We start from the raw sequence: 16,881 nt of genomic DNA on the forward strand, positions 1-16,881 counted from the left end.
TGCAGTTCATACACCAATGGAGCTCGGATACATCGCTCTTGAAGCTGAGGTTCCGGTTACGTTCCGGAACATCTCCTCCGTGGTGTTGTCGTTACCGGCCAGGATGCCGTAGGTGAATCGCATCCGCAGCGCTTGCTGCCGTGCCAGGTAATAACGGTAGGCCAAGCTGGCCGCTGGGCGGGTCTGCGTGTACTCCAAGTCCCAGAGGAAGGGCGAGCCAATCTGGTTGCGCCCCAGGCTCACCTAGGAGATTCGATACGCCAAAGGCCGAACTCGATACTCAATGCATTACGTCTTCCAATAGCTCGAGTGCCGGAAGTACTGCGCCCTGCCTCACCCCCAATCGGCCGGAGAGCGAAGAAGGAAAAAGGATGTGGCGGGGTAGGAATCGCTGCATGCGGTTCGTCAAGGGCAGCCAAATATAGAGGATCGGCTCTTACGGCAGGTCGGCACCGGGTTCTGTACCCAAGGACCCGTAGAATCATCTGGGGGTTGCCTTCGGATGGTTCCGCTCTGGCTGCGAGCGCATGCGGCACCACACCAGCGCAAACACTCGTTCAGCAGATGCTTGCTTCCGCGCTGCGGCACAACCACGCATCGGCCGCCGCCGGCGGCTCCCCCTCCGTGCGGCTCGTTGCCGAAGATGGAGGCCAATGGCCCCTTTTTGCCCGATAAGCCAACGCGCTCCAGCAGCATAGCCGTAGCCGTGAAGCTCCACCGCCACCACATGGAATCCCTCCGCTTTCAGCTGGCGATCGCGCTTGCGGCATCGAGGCATGCGCTCCCACGGAGACCGAGCGCGTTGCACCCCAGGCGGTCTTCTCGATGCTCCAGGATGCGAGGCACCGGCGTGAAGCCGCCAAGCAGCAAGCGCTCACACCGGAGGCATCGCAGTTACGGAAGATGGAGCCCGTTGTGTCGGCTGCGCAGGTCTCAGGCACCACCACCACGCGCTGCTGCGGGCTGGCGGCGCCTCGGGCGCTACGGCCCAATTCATCGGGCTTCCGCTTGCGGTCGTTCGCGGGCATGGGCGGTGGATAAGGTGCGGCGCAGCGGGCAAGGGCCTCCGGTTACCTTCGGGGCGCAATTTCGCGCAGCGCCCAGCATGAGCAAGCCCGCCACCACGCCCTTGATGCGCCAGCACGCCGCCATCAAAGACAGGCATCCGATGCGCTGCTGCTCTTCCGCGTGGGCGACTTCTACGAGACCTTCCGGACCGGATGCCATCACCGCTTCGCGCGTGCTGGGCATCACCCTCACGGGCCGGAACAACGGCGGCAGCCGCGAGGAACTGGCCGGTTTCCCGTATCACCAGCTCGACAACTACCTGCATAAGCTGGTGCGCGCCGGATTGCGCGTGGCCGTGTGCGATCAGCTCGAGGACCCCAAGCAGGCCAAGACCATCGTGCAGCGCGGCGTTACGCAAGTGGCCACGCCCGGCCTTTCCTTCAGCGAACAGATGCGTCGACGGGCGAGACAACCACTGGCTGGCCGCGCTCTGCGGTGGCGAAGGAGGCTACGGCGCCGCCTTCCTCGATGTCACCACCGGTGAGTTCCTGGTGGCGGAGGAAGGCGCGGAGGCCATGGCCAAGCTCATCGACGGGCATGCGCCGCGCGAGCTGCTTTTCCCGAAAGGCCGTTCGGACGGCTTCATGGATGCACAGGCCGGCCGCACATACGGCTACGCGCTCGACGACTGGGCCTTCGCCGATGAATTCGCGCGCGAGCGGCTGCTCGGGCCACTTCGGGACGGCTTCACTCAAGGGCTTCGGCATCGAGGACCTGCGCCCGGCGCAACGTGCCGCCGGCGCCGTGCTGCACTACTTGGGCGAAACGCGCAACGACCGCATCGCGCACATCGCGAAGGTGTCGCGGCTGCGTCCCTGCGATCGTGTCGGCCTCGACCGCTTCACCATCCGCAACCTCGAGCTGGTGGCGCCCGCAGGCGATGGAGGCCGAAGCCCGCTGCAGAGCATGGACCGCTGCAGAGACACCCATGGGCAGCCCGCATTCTTAAGCGCTGGATCCTCTTCCCGTCGGATCGATCGCGCGGCCATTGAGCAGCGCCTCGATACCGTGGCCGCGCTCCTGGCTTCCCCGAAACAGCAGAGGCGCTGGGCACGGGCTGCGCGCCGTTGGCGATTTCGAGCGCGCGGTGGGCAAAGCGGCGGCGGCGCGCATCGCTCGCGCGAATTGCCTGCAATTGGCGCAATCGCTCGAAGCATCGGACCGCGTTCGCGCATTGCTCAACGGGCAACCCGGCGCATTGCAGCACGCCGCGACCGGCATCGCTCCGCCGATGGAATTGGCCGAGGCGCTGCGTGGGAATCGAGCCGGAGACACCGGCCACCTTGGCGAAGGGCGGCGTGACCGCAGTGGCATCAGCCAAGGAGCTCGATGAGCTGCGGCACGTGACCACGCACGCGAGGAATTGCTGCTCGGAGGTGCAGCGGCGAGAGACCGAGCGCACCGGCATCAGCTCGTTGGAAGGTGGGCTACAACAACGTGTTCGGCTACTACCTCGAGGTGCGCCACACCCACAAGGACAAGGTGCCCGGCGAATGGGTGCGCAAACAGACGCTCACGGGGGCCGAGCGTTACATCACCGACGAATTGAAGGCGCTGGAGGAGCGGACTCGGCGCCGAGGAGCTATCCTCACGCTGGAGCAGAGCCCCACGCCGCATTGGTGCAACGCGTCATCGTGCATATCGGCGCATTGCAATCAACCGCGCACGCGCTCGCGCAGCTCGATGTGCTCTTGGCCTTCGCGCAATGCAGCCGCGCTCCTCTACTGCCGCCCGGAGATCAATGAGGGCACCGCCATCGACATCCGCCAGGGCCGCCACCCGGTGATCGAGCAACTGCTGCCCACCGGCGAGACCTACGTGGCCAACGACGTGGTGCTCGACCCCGACGAGCGCCAGATCACCGTGATCACCGGCCCCAACATGAGCGGCAAGAGCGCGCTGCTGCGGCAAACGGCGCTGATCGCCCTGATGGCGCAGATGGGCAGCTACGTACCGGCGACCGCAGCGCGGATCGGCGTGGTGGACCGCGTGTTCACCCGCGTGGGCGCTAGCGACAGCCTGAGCACTGGCGAGAGCACCTTCATGGTGGAGATGAACGAGAGCGCGAGCATCCTCAACAACCTCAGCTCGCGCAGCCTCGTGCTGCTCGACGAGATCGGACGGGGCACCAGCACCTACGATGGCATCTCCATCGCCTGGGCCATCGCGGAGTACCTGCATGAGCATCCCATGCGCCCGCGCACGCTCTTCGCCACGCACTACCACGAACTCAATGCCATGGCCGACAGCTTCGCGCGCATCCGCAACGCCAGCGTAGCGGTGCGCGAGGTGGACGGCCGCGTGCTCTTCCTGCGCCGTTTGGTTCCCGGCGGAAGCGATGGAAGCTTCGGGATCCATGTGGCGCAGATGTATTGCGCATGCCCGCAGCCGTGGTGGAACGCGCCAAGAAGGTGCTCACCATCTCGAGCGCGCGCACGCAGGGAACCTCGGGGCCGATGAACCAACAGCGCAAGGCGCCAAGCCCTCCTTGCGCGGCATGGCGCCCGAGCCGCAGCTCAACATCTTCCAACTGGACGACCCGGCACTGAGGCGATCCGCGATCAGCTCAACGAGCTCGACATCGACACCCTTACGCCGGTAGGGGCCCTCAGTGCGCCTGAACGAGATCCAGAGCGCATGGCGGGCGTTGGCCAAGCGAAGCTGCGGAAAGCCCTGAACGCATGCCGACCGTGGCCATCGACCAACGGGACGATGCCTGGGCCTGCTCTGGGGTTGGCTGCTGATCGCGGCTGCGGTGCTGCTGGCCTACTGGCCGCTCTCCAGCTTCCAATGGGCGGTTACGCATGGCGACACGCTGAATTGCTGGTTGCCGTGGCGCTGGTTCATCGCCAGCAGCTTGCACGATGGCCAGTTCCCGCTGTGGAACCCCCACCAGCAATACGGCTATCCCATGCATGCCGATCTGCAAGGACCAGGCTGGTACGTGGAGGCGCTCGCATTGGGCGGCACCATCGGGCATGGCGTGTTCGTGCTGCAGGGCCTCTACCTCGTGTACCTATTCATCGGCGGGCTAGGCATGACGCGGCTTGTCCGCGACCTGCACGGCGATGCACGCGCGGGCCTCATCGCGGGCCTGGCCTACGCGCTGGGGGGCTTCTTCACCGGGCATCAGCAGCATTTCTATGCGGTGATCAGCGCGGCATGGCTGCCGTGGCTGCTCCTCTCTTTCCTTCAACTGCTGCGTGCGCCCGGATGGAGGCCCGCAGCGCGCGTGGCGCTGTTCCAAGGCATGCTGCTCACCGGCGGCAATCACACCTTCACCATCATCGGCGCGTATCTGCTTTTCGCATTGCTGATCGCACATGGCTGGCGCGCATGGCTAGCGGGCCGATGGAGCGCATTGCGGCCCTTGCTCGGTTGGTCCTTTGCTGCAGCCATCGGCTCGGCGATCATCGGCGCTGGTGCCTTGCATGCCTTTCTCGATGCCGGACCGCACCTCGCCCGCAGCGGCGCCATCGCTTACGAAATAGCGGCGCAGGACCCGGTCACTTGGCCGGGGCTCACCTCCCTCCTTTTCCCCTATGCGGTGGGCAACGATCAAGTGCGCATCGGCGCCGACCCGAGCATGGCCAACCAGTACATGGGCCTGATCATGCTCGCGCTCGCTGCGGCTTCGTTGCTGCGCCAGCGGAGCATGGTCGAGAACATCATGTTGGCAACCAGCCTGATGCGCGCTGCTCTCCGCAGGGCCATCACTGCCGTTCCATCATTGGGCGTGGGCACATGTTCCCGGCATGGACCTGTTCCGCTTCCCTTCGTACTTCTCGGCATTCACATGGATCTCGGCCATGGTGCTCGCTGGTGGAACCTTGGCGGCGCTCTTCGCGGGCCGAATGAAACAGCGGCAAGTGACGGTCCTTCTCGGCATATGCGCGATCGCCGCCATCATCGTGATTGCGCATGCAGCGCTGCAATGGGGGCCTGATGAAGAAGGCATCAGCCTGTTCGAGCGGATGCGCGGCATGCACCGCAGCAAGCGCATCCTCCTCGGAGCTGCGGCCACTTTGCCTGCGCTCATCATCGCCTTGTGTTGGCCTGGCGCGGGAGGCTCAGCGCCGGCGCTCTGCTCCTTCTCATCGGTGCTGAAATGGGCTGGAACACTTCGCTCGCAACATGGAACACGGGTGTGAGCGATCTGGAGCCCGCTTGGCTGGAACGGCGACTGACTGCCCTGAGCGATGGACCAGTGATCCCGGATGATCGGCACTTGAGACACTATGATGATGGGCGCGGCAGCCTCGTGTACCTCGGCCATGCAACGCAGGATTTCCAAGGCGGCTTCTCGCGCAACGGCGTGAACAGCTTCTGGCTGCGCAATGCCATGGAGCTCGAGGTGGCGCACACGACGCTTTGGGATGCCATGGCGCAGCAGCCTGTGGCCTACATGGCCGATTCCATCATCGCCTTCGATGCGTACCGCAAAGAGGATGTCTCCGTGCCGCGCGATAGCGGATTGGTGTTCGCGATGCCTGGCCATCATGTGCGGGATGCCACTGGCCGCAGGGCTTCTGATCACGCGCAAGTGACCGCCTTCGATAGGAACTCGTTCACGATCAACTGCAACGCGGATGGCCCGCGCCTGCTGGTGCTGCAGCAAAGCCATTACCCCGGTTGGGAGGTGCATATTGATGATGCACCGCGACCCTTGCTGCATGTGAACATCGCGGCCATGGCGGTCGAAGTGCCTGCTGGTGAGCACACGGTGGTCTTCCGGTACCGCAAGCCCATAGTGCCTTGGCTGCTGGCGCTTTCACTCCTCGCCTTCTTTGCGTTGTTGGGCGCCTTGGTCTTCTCGCAACCTGAATGGGGACCTCGGTTCGGTGCGATAACACTCGCCGGCATGGTCACTTGGTCGCTCTTCGGCCATGCACCGAAGAAGGAACGCTTGCCCAAGGCCATTGAGAGTATGGTCCTCTACGCATCAAGCGACGCCGCGCCTTGGGTGAATGATGATGGGCATTGCTGGGATGCCATGGAGCGCGCGCGACCGGACGCGCATGTGATCCGCGCCAGCAGCATCACGGATGTGCCGATCATCACGGACCTGTTGTCCTTGGAATCGCCGGTGACTTGGATCGATGCGGGGCTGAAGGCCGATGCAGCTGTGCGCGCCGCCGTGCTGGATCGATTCGAGGCCCGCGTGATCGAACGCAACGGCGGGGCTGAGCAAGTTGAATTGCTGCCCCGCGCCCAGGAACCGGATTGGCTGGTGGTCTTCCGCGACGATGCCCGCCGATTGCTCGCGCAGGAACAGCCCTTCGGCCCAAGCCATGAGTTCGAGCTTGCGCCGCTGCGCAGCCACCGGTCTGGCAGCTTGGTGCTCGATGCCAGAGTCACCGGCCGCCCTGGAGCCAGAGCCGTGTTCGTGATGGAGCGGAAACTCGGCGACCGTACCACGGCCTATATCGCTCAGCCGCTGATGGTGCGAGAGTCCCTAGCCGGTGAAGCAGCACCCGTTTATGCCACCCAGCCCATGGATGAGTTGTGGCGGCCTGAGGAACGGCTGAAGGCGTACGTCTGGTCGCACCAAGGCGACTCCATCGGGATCGCTGGTTTCCGCATCCGCGTGGCTCAAAGTAGATTCATCGGTGGTAGGATTTGTGCGCAGCGATTGCCCGACTATATTTGCCGCCCCATTGCGAGAGTAGCTCAGTTGGTAGAGAACGACCTTGCCAAGGTCGGGGTCGCGGGTTCGAGTCCCGTTTCTCGCTCAGATGATGCCCCGCCGTTCGGTGGGGCATCGTTGTTTTGTGGATGCTCCATCCGCCCGGGTGGTGAAATGGTAGACACGAGGGACTTAAAATCCCTTGGTCCGTAAGGGCTGTGCGGGTTCGAGTCCCGCCCCGGGCACTTGGATGGTTGCGCAGCGTGACTCTGCGTTGTGCCTACGGATCTGCTGACAAGCCCCGAGGTATCTAACGAAAGTTCTATTGCACACCGTGCTGCGGGCCGGGACTTTTGGCCCTGCCTGCAACAAGCAGGACCATACAAACCGCCCTGCCATGAAGAACATTCTACGCCGCCTGCCCGCAATTCTCGGTATCACTAGCTGCTTCATGCTGCACGGCCAAGGAACATTCGTGCATGAGCGCTCTGCACGCTGGGGCGCCAACCTCAACGACGAGATCACTGCGGCAACCTTGGCCGAGGATGGATCAATGGCGATCTGCGGACTCTTCACCAACACCGTGGACCTGGATCCAGGGAGCGGCGAAGTGCTTGTTACCGCAACGCCGACGGGCGTGCCTGGCACACCAGCCAAAGATGTTTTTCATGGTGAAGCTGAACGCGGACGGCAGTTTCGCATGGGGCGTGCGGCTCGGCAACCATCTCACAACGGAGGTGGCGGGCGGTTGCGCATTCACGGCCGATGGGCATGTGCTCGCGGCGTGCTCGTTCAACGGTGCGGTGGACGTTGATCCCGGACCGGGCGAGATCCTCACCGCTGCTGGTGCCAACCACACCGACGTGCTGAAGCTCGATGGTGCGTCGGGCGCATTGCTCGACCACTTCATCATCACCAGTCCAGTGGGCGCCTTTTTCGCGAGTGCGCACACCACCTTCGGCCTGAGAACCGCGCCCGATGGCGGTTTCGCGCTTTTCGGCAGCTTCGGCGACAACCTCGATCTCGACCCAGGAACCGGAACGGCCACGGTGAACACCAACGGCGCATTTGATGCCTTCGTGGCCAAGTACAGCGCGGATATGAGCTTCGAGTGGGGCTTCGGATTAGGCGGCTCCGGGAACTTCACCGATCAGGTGAACCGCATGCGCTTCGGGTCGGATGGCTCGCTCTACATCGGCGGCTTCTTCAACTCCGGGACCGATTTCGACCCAGGTCCTGGGCAGCAGATCATCCCCAATGTGGGAAGCGCCAGCGACGGCTGCGTGGCGCGCTACAATGCTGATGGCACTTTCGCATGGGTGGCGCGCTTCGTGTCGCCCGGCTCCGGCAACGACATCCATGGCCTCGAGGTGGCCAATGGCGAGGTGCTCGTATTGGGCCGCTATGAGACTTCGGTGGATGCCGACCCCGGTGCAAGCACGCTCACGTTGACACCGGTAAGCGGCGCATTGGGCACCTTCGTAGCGAAACTCTCAGCAGCAACCGGCGGGCTGGTGAGCGCGACGCAGTTCGATCAGTTGACCGAGCCGAGCACATCGGGCAACCTCGTGAACACCCGCGAGAGCACGGCCATGGTCGGCGATGACCACTTCGTCTTCGTGGGCGAACTGTCCTTCGGCACCTACGACATGGTCATCGGCCCCGGCACATTCAACCTGCAACCGAACAGCGGAGTGCTTGACCTTTTCATTGCGCGATACGCGTGGAGCGATCTCTCGCTCAGCAACGCCATGCGCATCGGCGGAAGCACGGGCAGCGATCTCGCGCAGGGCGTGGCATCGAATGCAGCGGGGCAATTCCTGGTCGGCGGTAATTTCAAGACAAGCTCGCTGAATGTGAATCCGCAAGGCACTGCGATACAGCTGGCCAATGCAGGCGGCACCAGCGCATCCGACGCGTTCTGCGTGCGTTATGCGTATTCGGCGAGCACCAATGGCGTGGGTGATGCACCGCGGCCTATCGGCATGCGCTGCCATCCGAACCCGATGAATGATGCGCTCATGGTCACAGGCAACTCTTCCGTTCCGGTTCGGGTCGAGCTGCTCGACATGGCAGGCCGCGTGGTGCTGCATGCCATGGGAGCGCTGCCGTTAACGATGGATGTCAGCTACGTTTCGCCTGGCGTTTATCACGTGCGGTCAATCTCACCGGATGGCATCAACGTGATCACCGTGGTGAAGGACTGATCGCGGCGCGGCAGAGCGCGTTCCGTTAAAGCCTGCTCAAGGCAGGGAGCGCTACTTCACCAAGTACATGCACTCCTTCGCAGCGCGCACCACCTTGGCCACACTCGGAAGTGACTCTTCGATGAGGCCGGGCGCGAAGGGCAACGGCGTATCGGCCTGATTGATCCGCAGCACGGGCGCATCGAGGAAATCGAATGCGTCCTTCTGCACGCGATAGGCCACTTCGCTGGCGATGCTGGCCACGGGCCAATTCTCGTCCACCACTACGAGCCGATTGGTCTTGCGCACGCTGGCGAGCACGGTGGCCTGATCCCAAGGACGTATCGTGCGCAGGTCGATCACCTCGGCATCGATGCCCTCCTTCTTCAGCTCTTCCGCAGCTCCCAGCGCCACCTTCATCATCTTCCCGAAGGAGACGATGGTGATATCCCGGCCTTCGCGCGCGATGTGCGCTTTGCCGATGGGCAGCAGGTATTCGCCGTCGGGCACCTCGCCCTTGTCACCGTACATGCGCTCGCTCTCCATGAAGAGCACGGGATCATCGTCGCGGATGGCGGCCTTCAGCAGGCCCTTGGCGTCGTACGGATTGCTCGGCGTGATCACCTTGAGGCCGGGCACATTGGCGTACATGGCCTCGAAGCTCTGGCTGTGCGTTGCCGCCAGTTGGCCAGCGCTGCCATTGCCGCCACGGAACACGATGGAGGCATGGAATTGCCCGCCGCTCATCCGCGCATCTTGGCCGCATGGTTGATGATCCGATGCGCTCGCCAGCACCGCGAAGTTCCAGGTCATGAACTCCACGATGGGGCGCAGGCCGTTCATGGCAGCACCCACGCCGATGGCCGTGAAGCCGAGCTCCGCGATGGGCGTATCGATCACGCGCTTCGGCCCGAACTCCGCCAGCATGCCCTTGCTCACCTTGTAGGCGCCATCGTACTCGGCCACTTCCTCACCCATGAGGAATACGCTGGGGTCGCGGCGCATCTCTTCGGACATCGCCTCGTTGAGGGCCTCGCGGAACTGGATGGTGCGCATGGGTTCGTTCTTGAGGCGGCGAAGGTAGTTGGACCCGTGCATGCATAGGGTCCCGGTGGAATGCAGAATGCCCCGCCCACCTTGCGGCGAGCGGGGCATTGCATTTCGGATCACTGACCCTTAGGGCTGCACCACGAGGCGCTCGTTGAACAGCTGCTCGCCAGCGGCGATGCTCACCGTGTAGAGGCCAGCGGCCAATTCACCGTTGAGCTGCATCGTCGCGTTCAAGAAGCCGTCACCGTTCACCGCGATCGTGCGGGCGCTCACGCGCTTGCCGAAAGCATCGTAGATGTCAACGCTCACCGTTTGAAGCGTGGCGTCGATGCCTTCGATGTTCACGAAGAGCTGATCGCCACGGTTCGGATTGGGGAACATGGTCATGCGGCCCGCTTCGGCAGCGACCATTGCCGCTTCCGGAAACTGGGTCATCGAGCTTGAGCCGTTATCGATGGTCACTTGGCACACCTCACCGAATGGGCACCAGGTCGCACCGTTGGTCTTCGATACCCGAACGCGGACATCGTAGGTGGTGCCGTTCTGGAGCAGGTTCCCGCCAATCGGATCGAGCCTGATCCAGTTGGTGGTGGAGTTGCGCGTGAACAGGATGCCCTCCGAAGGAACGCTGAACTCGAACTGGTACCTGTTGGCACCTGTACGCGAGAAGGCCCTGATCGAAGATGGCGCGTTGATCGGGCGCGATACGCCGCAGGAATAGTAGATATCCCCGGGGATGTTCACCAGCTGGGTCGGAGGGCACTGTGCCAGTTGGCCATCGATGCGGAAACGGCAAGTGGGGCCGAATTCCCGCGTAGGTGCCCAGCACACGGCTGCGTACCCGGATGTTGTACAGCACGCCCTCTTGCAACTGGTTGCCCGCCCACTCATTGATCACGAAGCGTGAGGCGCGCGTCGGCCTCGCAGCGAGGCCATTCGGGGTGTTGTGGCTCTGGAAGCGACGGAAGCTGAAACCGCCATTGGGGTCGAACCACCACACCTGATAACCGGTGCTGCCACGCTCAGTGCTGCCAGCCGGGAAGCTTTGCCAAACGGCTGAGACCGCAGGGTTCACCACGCAATCGAGGATGTTAGGAGCCACCCACCATTCCTTATCGCAGGAGGTCACAGTGAAGCCATCCGTTCCGAGAGGCACGCAGAAGCCACCGTTATTGAGGATGGAGCTGGTGCTGCCACTAGTGAAGTTGCCGCTGTTATCGATGATGCGCGGGCCATCGTTGATGCTCAGCAGATAACCGCCACCCACGATGCCATCGCCGCCGTTGTCGGTCACCACCAAGTAGCAGCAGCCATCGGGCAGGCAGATGTCGAACGTGTAGCTTCCTGCGGGCGGGGTCACGGTGCCGTTGGCGGCCAGCACGTTGGAGCCCTGCTCACGGATCTCATAGGTCACGGTGCTCACGGCATCGTTCACCACCATGATCTGCAACTCGTTGAAGTCGCAGCCAGGGCCAACCGGAATGCCAACGCACACGCAGTTCGCATTCAGCTGGTCGTTGATGGTGTTCGCATTGCCGTCATCACAGGCCGAGCCGATCTGGCCGGGCACGGTGGGGCAAGTGTCGTTCGCGTCGCACACGCCGTCAGCATCGCTGTCCTGGAAGGTGCCAGCACAGTTGCAGTTGGCATCGTACACATCGTTGATGGTGCAGTCGTTGTTGTCGTTGCACGCGGTGCCGGGCTGGGCAGGACCGCCGGGCACGCCTTCGCAGTCGTCGCCGAGCAGGTGCCAGCGCAGATGCACTGGTCACCACGTCGTTGATGGTGCTTGTGTTGCCGTCATCGCAGGCATCGCCGTTCACGAGGAAGGGCAGCAGCGGGCAGGCATCGTTCGCGTCGCATACGCCATCGCTGTCGGTGTCCTGGAAGGTGCCGGCGCAGTTGCAGTTGGCATCGTACACATCGTTGATGGTGCAGTCGTTGTTGTCGTTGCACGCGGTTCCGGGCTGGGCAGGTCCGCCGGGCACGCCTTCGCAGTCGTCGTCGAGCAAGGTGCCAGCGCAGATGCAGTTGGTCACCACATCGTTGATGGTGTTCGCGTTGCCGTCATCGCAGGCATCGCCATTCACGAGGAAGGGCAGCAGCGGGCAGGCATCGTTCGCGTCGCACACGCCATCGCTGTCGGTGTCCTGGAAGGTGCCGGCGCAGTTGCAGTTGGCATCGTACACATCGTTGATGGTGCAGTCGTTGTTGTCGTTGCACGCGGTTCCAGGCTGGGCAGGTCCGCCGGGCACGCCTTCGCAGTCGTCGTCGAGCAAGGTGCCAGCGCAGATGCAGTTGGTCACCACATCGTTGATGGTGTTCGCGTTGCCGTCATCGCAGGCATCGCCATTCACGAGGAAGGGCAGCAGCGGGCAGGCATCGTTCGCGTCGCACACGCCATCGCTGTCGGTGTCCTGGAAGGTGCCGGCGCAGTTGCAGTTGGCATCGTACACATCGTTGATGGTGCAGTCGTTGTTGTCGTTGCACGCGGTGCCGGGCTGTGCAGGGCCACCGGGCACGCCCTTGCAGTCCAGGTTCGGTTGCGGGAAGATGAGCAAGGAGGACCTGGACCTGCTGCCGTGCCATAGTTGTCGTCGTTCCAAAAGGTGGTGGTGGTGTTCACCGAGAGCGGCGAGTTCGGCGTGGCGAACACCGAGGTGAGGCGGTAGTTCGGAGCCATGTCCACGAACACGCGATACACCTTCATGCCGGCGACAAGGGGGTAGGACCCTCCGCCATGGTCATTGTTGTATGCATCGGCATCGGCTGCGGTCACCGTGTGGTATTCTTCCACGATGATGTTCTGCAGGCCCTGGGCCGTGGCAGCGGTGGCGCCCAAGGCGAGCGCCGCGCTACAGAGCAGGTTCTTAAGGATCTTTTTCATGGTGTTGGTTGTGTTGCCCTGCACGCACCGGAGCGAGAGGCTCCGGTGCGGCATGGGCGGTAGGGTTGCTTAGAAGCAGGTGGTGCCGAAGGCACCGCTGAAAAGGGTGAAATCCGCGCTGTTGATGACGCCGTCCTTGCTGAGGTCGCCCACGCAGCAAGCCACGGTGCTCAGGGTCAGCCTTGATGGTCTGCACAAGGGGTCCAGCCCTTGGTCCAGGGCTCAGCACCTGGCTCGAAAGCGCCACGGTACTTCACTGCAGTGAAGAAGTCGTCGATGGGCGCGGTGATGGTGCTCTGCGCAGCGGCGGCGCCAGCAGCAGGCACGGGGTTCACCCGGTCGGTGACGGTGTTGCTGGTGAGCGGGCTGATCGCGAAGCTCGCGTCGATCAGGGTATTGAATCCGGTGGTGAGGTTGCCATCGGTGGTGAACTTGGTGTAGTCGGCCGCGCTGGCGTTCGCACCGTTCACGCGCACGCGCTTGTAGGAGCTGGAGGGATCAACGTCGGTCTGGTCGGCACGGGTCTGGAAGGTGCAGTTCTTCACCTCGAAGGTGCCGTTGTTCCAGTTGGTGTAAGCCACATCGCCAAGGCTGATGCCGCTGCGGAAGTTGGCGAAGATGCTGTTGTAGATTTTGCCGAGGGTCTCACGGCGTGCCTCGATGGCTTCATCGCCGCTACCGCCCCCGGCCGTCCAACGGCCGATGATGGTGGCGTTGTACAAGGTGGGATTGCTGCGCAGCCCGCTGAGGTTGCCCGGACCGTCGTCACCGTCGCACTCCAGGCCGTTATCGCCTTGGTTCAGGGAACCGCCGCTGTTGTCAGGACCTTGAAGGCCGTAGAAGAATTGCACGCGGCCGCGGTAGTCCTGATCCCAATCGAAGTAATCGTCATCAACGAAAGCACCTACTGCGTACTTGATGTCCACAGTGCCGCCGAAAGGCTCCACCGCGTCATCGAGGTTGCAGACAGCCTCGATGAATTCGATCTTGGTTCCGCGACCGACGCTGCCCAAGGTGATGCCGTTCACCTCGTTGCCCACGCCGATGATCTGGCCGCCGTGACGCACGCTCACATAGCGCAGGATGCCGCTGTTGTCATCGTCGTTCTCCTGGCCCCACGGGCATGCCGTAGTAGTTGCGGCTATCGCCAAGCAGCAGGCCCTCGATCAGGCCCACGCCGTCGGTGCCGGTGATCGAGGTGCTCGGATTCGGGCCACCGTCCTTCAGGTCGGTGCTGCGCACGTTGTTGCGCGCGCGGCCCAGCATGATGAGGCCGCCCCACTTGCCACGGTTGGTCACGGCGTAGGATCCGTCGAGCGGATCGGCAGCAGCGGTCAGGATGATCGGGCAGCTGGCCGAGCCATTGGCCCAAATCTGTCCGCCGCGCGCCACGATGAGCGTGTAAGCGTTGGTGCCCACGGGCGCCTGGTTGGCCTTGATCACAGTGCCAGGCTGAACGAAGAGGTCCTGCCCATCATTCACGTACATCGTCTGGTCGAGGATGTACAGGTTGTTGCAGGTGAGCGTGGTGGTGTTGTTCGTGAGGTTCCCGCCCGTGAGGAGCGTTGACATGTTCACCGTGGTGCGGCTGCTCACCGGAGGACATCCGCAGGCGGCGCCGATGCTCTGCGCGCTGCCCTGCGTGGCGATACCCGCGATGCTCGCGGCCATGGCCAGTTTGAAGAGACGTTTCATGGTTCTTGTTGGGGTTTTGGGGTGTTGAGGTTCTCGCTGAGGTGCCGTTTCTGTGGCGGGTCAAAAGTCCCCGGGCATCGGCGCTTGGGGGTTAGGTGCAGCGTATGCTTTGCTTACTGCGATCAAGCCGCCATTAGCGGTTCTAGCGTTCTGGTTACAGCACCTTAATGCTGGGCGGCGGATTCGCTCACGATCGGAGCCGGGCACAAGCGACCACGGCTGTAGAGGCGAACCCTGTTGTTGAATTCGATGGAATCGCGTTGGAATGAACGCGCATGGCAACCGTTGCGAACGGGCCGAGGGTGCAGGCACCTGGCCTAGAAGCGCGCCTCCCCTCCTGGCTTCACATGCAGCGCCGGATGCTGCCTCTCATCATCCGCTTTCGGCGGATAGGCGATCCACTTGATGATGCTCCCGTCCGGCGCACGAAGGCCGGCATTGATCGCATAGCTCAGTTCGCCGTCCGTGGTCAACTGAGCGATCAGCACCATGTTCTCGTCGGTGGCGCCCTTCACATGGCCCAACACGCCGTAAGCGCCCACTTCGGTCTCGATCAATTGGCCACTGAGATCCTGCAGGAAGCTGCGCGTGATGTGCAGGTACATCACCTCCGGCACGGTCGGCGCAGGGACCAGACCGTCGCGCATGCTCAACGAGCTGCTGTACGCCGTGATGCCTTCGCTCCTGTCGGCTTCCATGATAGACCCATCTGGATCAAGATGCAGGGGCACCGCCTTGTGCGCGGAACTCGCGAATCCGAAGGCCAGCCACGAATCGATCGCCGCAGGGTATTCGGCCAGCGCTTCGGCATCAATCAGGTCCCCGCTGCCCGCACCGTTCAGCGTATCGTTGAAGAAGCGCGTGCTGGTGCGGAAGAAGAGGTTGCGGTCCTTCTCGCCATAGACGCTCAGCAGCGCATACCCGGGCTCGAGATCCAGGTAGATGCGGTAGGTCACCAGCGGAGCTGCACCAGGAGCAGCGCCGGGCTGCTCGTGGTAGCGCTCCACGAGAACACCTTCCAAGCCTTGCGCGGAAAGGCCAAGACCAAATAGTAGGAACAAAGTGGAGAGCAGCTGATGCTTCATGGCAATGGCTCAATGCTTCACCACGCGGTGCTGGGAGCGGGCGCCGTCTCGTTGGATAACGAGCATGTATGCGCCGTTGGAAACGCTGGAGAGATCCAAACTCAGCAAGCGATCCACCGCTGCCGTGCCGCTCAGGACACGCGCACCGGTCATGTCGCGCAGTTCCCATTGCAGCGATCCGCCAGCGCCCAGGAGCTCCACCAGCAGCTGCCCCTTCGTTGGGTTCGGGCTCACGCGGGCGCTTGCAGCGGTGATCTCCTCTACACCGGTGAAGCCCTCGCAGATGCATCCGGGCTGCCACGTATCGTTCACGGTAGCGGCGTTGCCATCGTCGCAAGGTGTGCCGGGCAGCTCGTTGCCGCCGTAGGTGCCTGCGCAGTCCTGGCCCCAGCACACGCAGCCGGAGCTGTACACATCGTTGCTCGTATCGGCATTGCCATCATCGCAGGCGCTTCCCGGAACGGCCGGACCATCAGGCACGCCCAGGCAATCAACCGTGGAGTTCGCGGAGTTGAAACAGAGCGTGGGATGCGAGAAGATGTTCTGGCCTGCGAAACCTTGACCCAGCGTATCGGATTGGAGCACCTCGCTGTAGAACTGCAGCAAGGTGTGGCAATTGGGATCGCTGCACACCAAGGAATCAGGGATGCGGAGCGCGAGGTTCAAGCAGAAACTGAGATCCCCATCGGTGGTGAACTGGCCGATGAGCACGCGATTGCTCTCGGTCGGCCCGCTCACTCCGCCGAGCACGGCCCAAGCAACGTTCTCATCGCTGAAACTGCTGCTGCCGCCTGGCTCGAAGCAATCGGGAAGATTGCCCACTGAGTTGATGGTGCCGGGCGCCGTGCCAAGATTGATCAGCCCATCCGCGCTGGTGAGCGGGATGCCAGCTGCAAGCGCATCGTTCACCAGGAGTCCGCTCTGGTTATTGGAACCGCCCACGACACTGCCATCAACGTCCTCCGTCTTGAGGATGCCCCAATGCAGGGTACTCGCTGCGCCAAAGCTGAGCCACGAATCAATGGCTACAGTGTTCTTGTTCAAGTGCTGCGCGGGGATGTCCCTGCCCCAGGCCTCGCCACGGTCGTCGTTGTTGAAGAAGCTCGTGGTGGTGCCGATCGTAAACGGGTGGTTGGTGAAGCCGCCCACGCTCACCAGCTTATAGCCGGGCAGCATGTCCACATAAACGCGATAGGTCTTCGCGCCTTCTACAAGGCCGGGCCCGCCATCGGTATCGGCCGCGTCATCGGCGTTGGCTACATAATAGGCCTCCACGATGATGCC

At 63.1% G+C, this 16,881-nt stretch carries 13 protein-coding genes, 2 tRNA genes and 2 pseudogenes; 8 read left to right on the plus strand and 9 right to left on the minus strand.

Going from position 1 to position 16,881, the window contains the following annotated elements:
- Window positions 1–6 precede the first annotated feature (6 nt).
- A complete protein-coding gene (locus IPK70_17425; GenBank protein ID MBK8228942.1) occupies window positions 7–243 on the minus strand; it encodes a hypothetical protein in 237 nt (78 codons plus the stop codon).
- 862 nt (window positions 244–1,105) lie between these two features.
- Between IPK70_17425 and IPK70_17430 the strand changes: the two genes are divergently transcribed.
- The 5 genes and pseudogenes from IPK70_17430 to IPK70_17450 all read left to right on the plus strand — a co-directional run bounded on the left by IPK70_17430 (window position 1,106) and on the right by IPK70_17450 (window position 5,842).
- A complete protein-coding gene (locus tag IPK70_17430) occupies window positions 1,106–1,552 on the plus strand; it encodes a hypothetical protein (protein ID MBK8228943.1) in 447 nt (148 codons plus the stop codon).
- On the plus strand, window positions 1,488–2,060 hold the full coding sequence (locus tag IPK70_17435) for a hypothetical protein (GenBank protein MBK8228944.1): 573 nt from the start codon (window positions 1,488–1,490) through the stop codon (window positions 2,058–2,060). The genes IPK70_17430 and IPK70_17435 overlap by 65 nt, the downstream gene beginning before the upstream one ends.
- Before the next feature lie 54 nt (window positions 2,061–2,114).
- Window positions 2,115–3,745: pseudogene (mutS, locus tag IPK70_17440) on the plus strand (DNA mismatch repair protein MutS).
- A gap of 78 nt (window positions 3,746–3,823) precedes the next feature.
- Window positions 3,824–5,014 (plus strand): hypothetical protein, encoded by a 1,191-nt coding sequence (locus tag IPK70_17445; GenBank protein MBK8228945.1) that lies wholly within the window; start codon window positions 3,824–3,826, stop codon window positions 5,012–5,014.
- A 162-nt stretch (window positions 5,015–5,176) separates the two neighbouring features.
- Window positions 5,177–5,842, plus strand: a pseudogene (locus IPK70_17450) (YfhO family protein).
- A 168-nt stretch (window positions 5,843–6,010) separates the two neighbouring features.
- Here IPK70_17450 and IPK70_17455 read toward each other — a convergent pair.
- A complete protein-coding gene (locus IPK70_17455; protein ID MBK8228946.1) occupies window positions 6,011–6,361 on the minus strand; it encodes a hypothetical protein in 351 nt (116 codons plus the stop codon).
- 366 nt (window positions 6,362–6,727) lie between these two features.
- Between IPK70_17455 and IPK70_17460 the strand changes: the two genes are divergently transcribed.
- The 3 genes from IPK70_17460 (at window position 6,728) to IPK70_17470 (ending at window position 8,901) form a co-directional block, all read left to right on the plus strand.
- Window positions 6,728–6,800: transfer RNA gene (locus IPK70_17460), tRNA-Gly, on the plus strand.
- Window positions 6,801–6,854: 54 nt separating this feature from the next.
- Window positions 6,855–6,939 (plus strand) — tRNA-Leu (locus IPK70_17465).
- A gap of 423 nt (window positions 6,940–7,362) precedes the next feature.
- Entirely contained in the window at window positions 7,363–8,901 is a 1,539-nt protein-coding gene (locus tag IPK70_17470) for a T9SS type A sorting domain-containing protein (GenBank protein ID MBK8228947.1), read from the plus strand.
- Between the two features lie 51 nt (window positions 8,902–8,952).
- Here the strand turns inward: IPK70_17470 and IPK70_17475 are convergent, their stop codons facing one another.
- The 7 genes from IPK70_17475 to IPK70_17505 all read right to left on the minus strand — a co-directional run.
- The gene (locus IPK70_17475) at window positions 8,953–9,936 is read right to left on the minus strand and encodes a pyruvate dehydrogenase complex E1 component subunit beta (GenBank protein MBK8228948.1); all 984 of its coding nucleotides are present in this window, start codon (window positions 9,934–9,936) and stop codon (window positions 8,953–8,955) included.
- Window positions 9,937–10,056: 120 nt separating this feature from the next.
- A complete protein-coding gene (locus IPK70_17480; protein ID MBK8228949.1) occupies window positions 10,057–10,365 on the minus strand; it encodes a T9SS type A sorting domain-containing protein in 309 nt (102 codons plus the stop codon).
- A gap of 37 nt (window positions 10,366–10,402) precedes the next feature.
- Window positions 10,403–11,695 carry a hypothetical protein gene (locus tag IPK70_17485; protein MBK8228950.1) on the minus strand — a complete coding sequence of 431 codons (1,293 nt, stop codon included), beginning with the start codon at window positions 11,693–11,695 and terminating at the stop codon, window positions 10,403–10,405.
- 1,298 nt (window positions 11,696–12,993) lie between these two features.
- Window positions 12,994–13,968 carry a hypothetical protein gene (locus IPK70_17490; GenBank protein ID MBK8228951.1) on the minus strand — a complete coding sequence of 325 codons (975 nt, stop codon included), beginning with the start codon at window positions 13,966–13,968 and terminating at the stop codon, window positions 12,994–12,996.
- Window positions 13,913–14,512 (minus strand): hypothetical protein, encoded by a 600-nt coding sequence (locus tag IPK70_17495; protein ID MBK8228952.1) that lies wholly within the window; start codon window positions 14,510–14,512, stop codon window positions 13,913–13,915. Before IPK70_17495 ends, IPK70_17490 begins: the two co-directional genes overlap by 56 nt.
- A gap of 317 nt (window positions 14,513–14,829) precedes the next feature.
- Complete coding sequence (locus IPK70_17500) at window positions 14,830–15,597, minus strand: hypothetical protein (protein MBK8228953.1); 768 nt, start codon at window positions 15,595–15,597, stop codon at window positions 14,830–14,832.
- Window positions 15,598–15,606: 9 nt separating this feature from the next.
- On the minus strand, window positions 15,607–16,881 hold a 1,275-nt coding region (locus IPK70_17505), incomplete at its 5' end, for a T9SS type A sorting domain-containing protein (protein MBK8228954.1).

This window comes from Flavobacteriales bacterium (genome assembly GCA_016712535.1).
Classification (GTDB): domain Bacteria; phylum Bacteroidota; class Bacteroidia; order Flavobacteriales_F; family PHOS-HE28; genus PHOS-HE28.

Bases quoted from the DNA above. Each gene is read 5' to 3' on its own strand.
- IPK70_17430 (MBK8228943.1), top strand. From the start codon at position 1,106: ATGAGCAAGCCCGCCACCACGCCCTTGATGCGCCAGCACGCCGCCATC.
- IPK70_17455 (MBK8228946.1), bottom strand. From the start codon at position 6,361: ATGGCTTGGGCCGAAGGGCTGTTCCTGCGCGAGCAATCGGCGGGCATC.
- IPK70_17470 (MBK8228947.1), top strand. From the start codon at position 7,363: ATGGTGAAGCTGAACGCGGACGGCAGTTTCGCATGGGGCGTGCGGCTC.
- IPK70_17475 (MBK8228948.1), bottom strand. From the start codon at position 9,936: ATGCGCACCATCCAGTTCCGCGAGGCCCTCAACGAGGCGATGTCCGAA.
- IPK70_17480 (MBK8228949.1), bottom strand. From the start codon at position 10,365: ATGACCCAGTTTCCGGAAGCGGCAATGGTCGCTGCCGAAGCGGGCCGC.
- IPK70_17495 (MBK8228952.1), bottom strand. From the start codon at position 14,512: ATGAAACGTCTCTTCAAACTGGCCATGGCCGCGAGCATCGCGGGTATC.
- IPK70_17500 (MBK8228953.1), bottom strand. From the start codon at position 15,597: ATGAAGCATCAGCTGCTCTCCACTTTGTTCCTACTATTTGGTCTTGGC.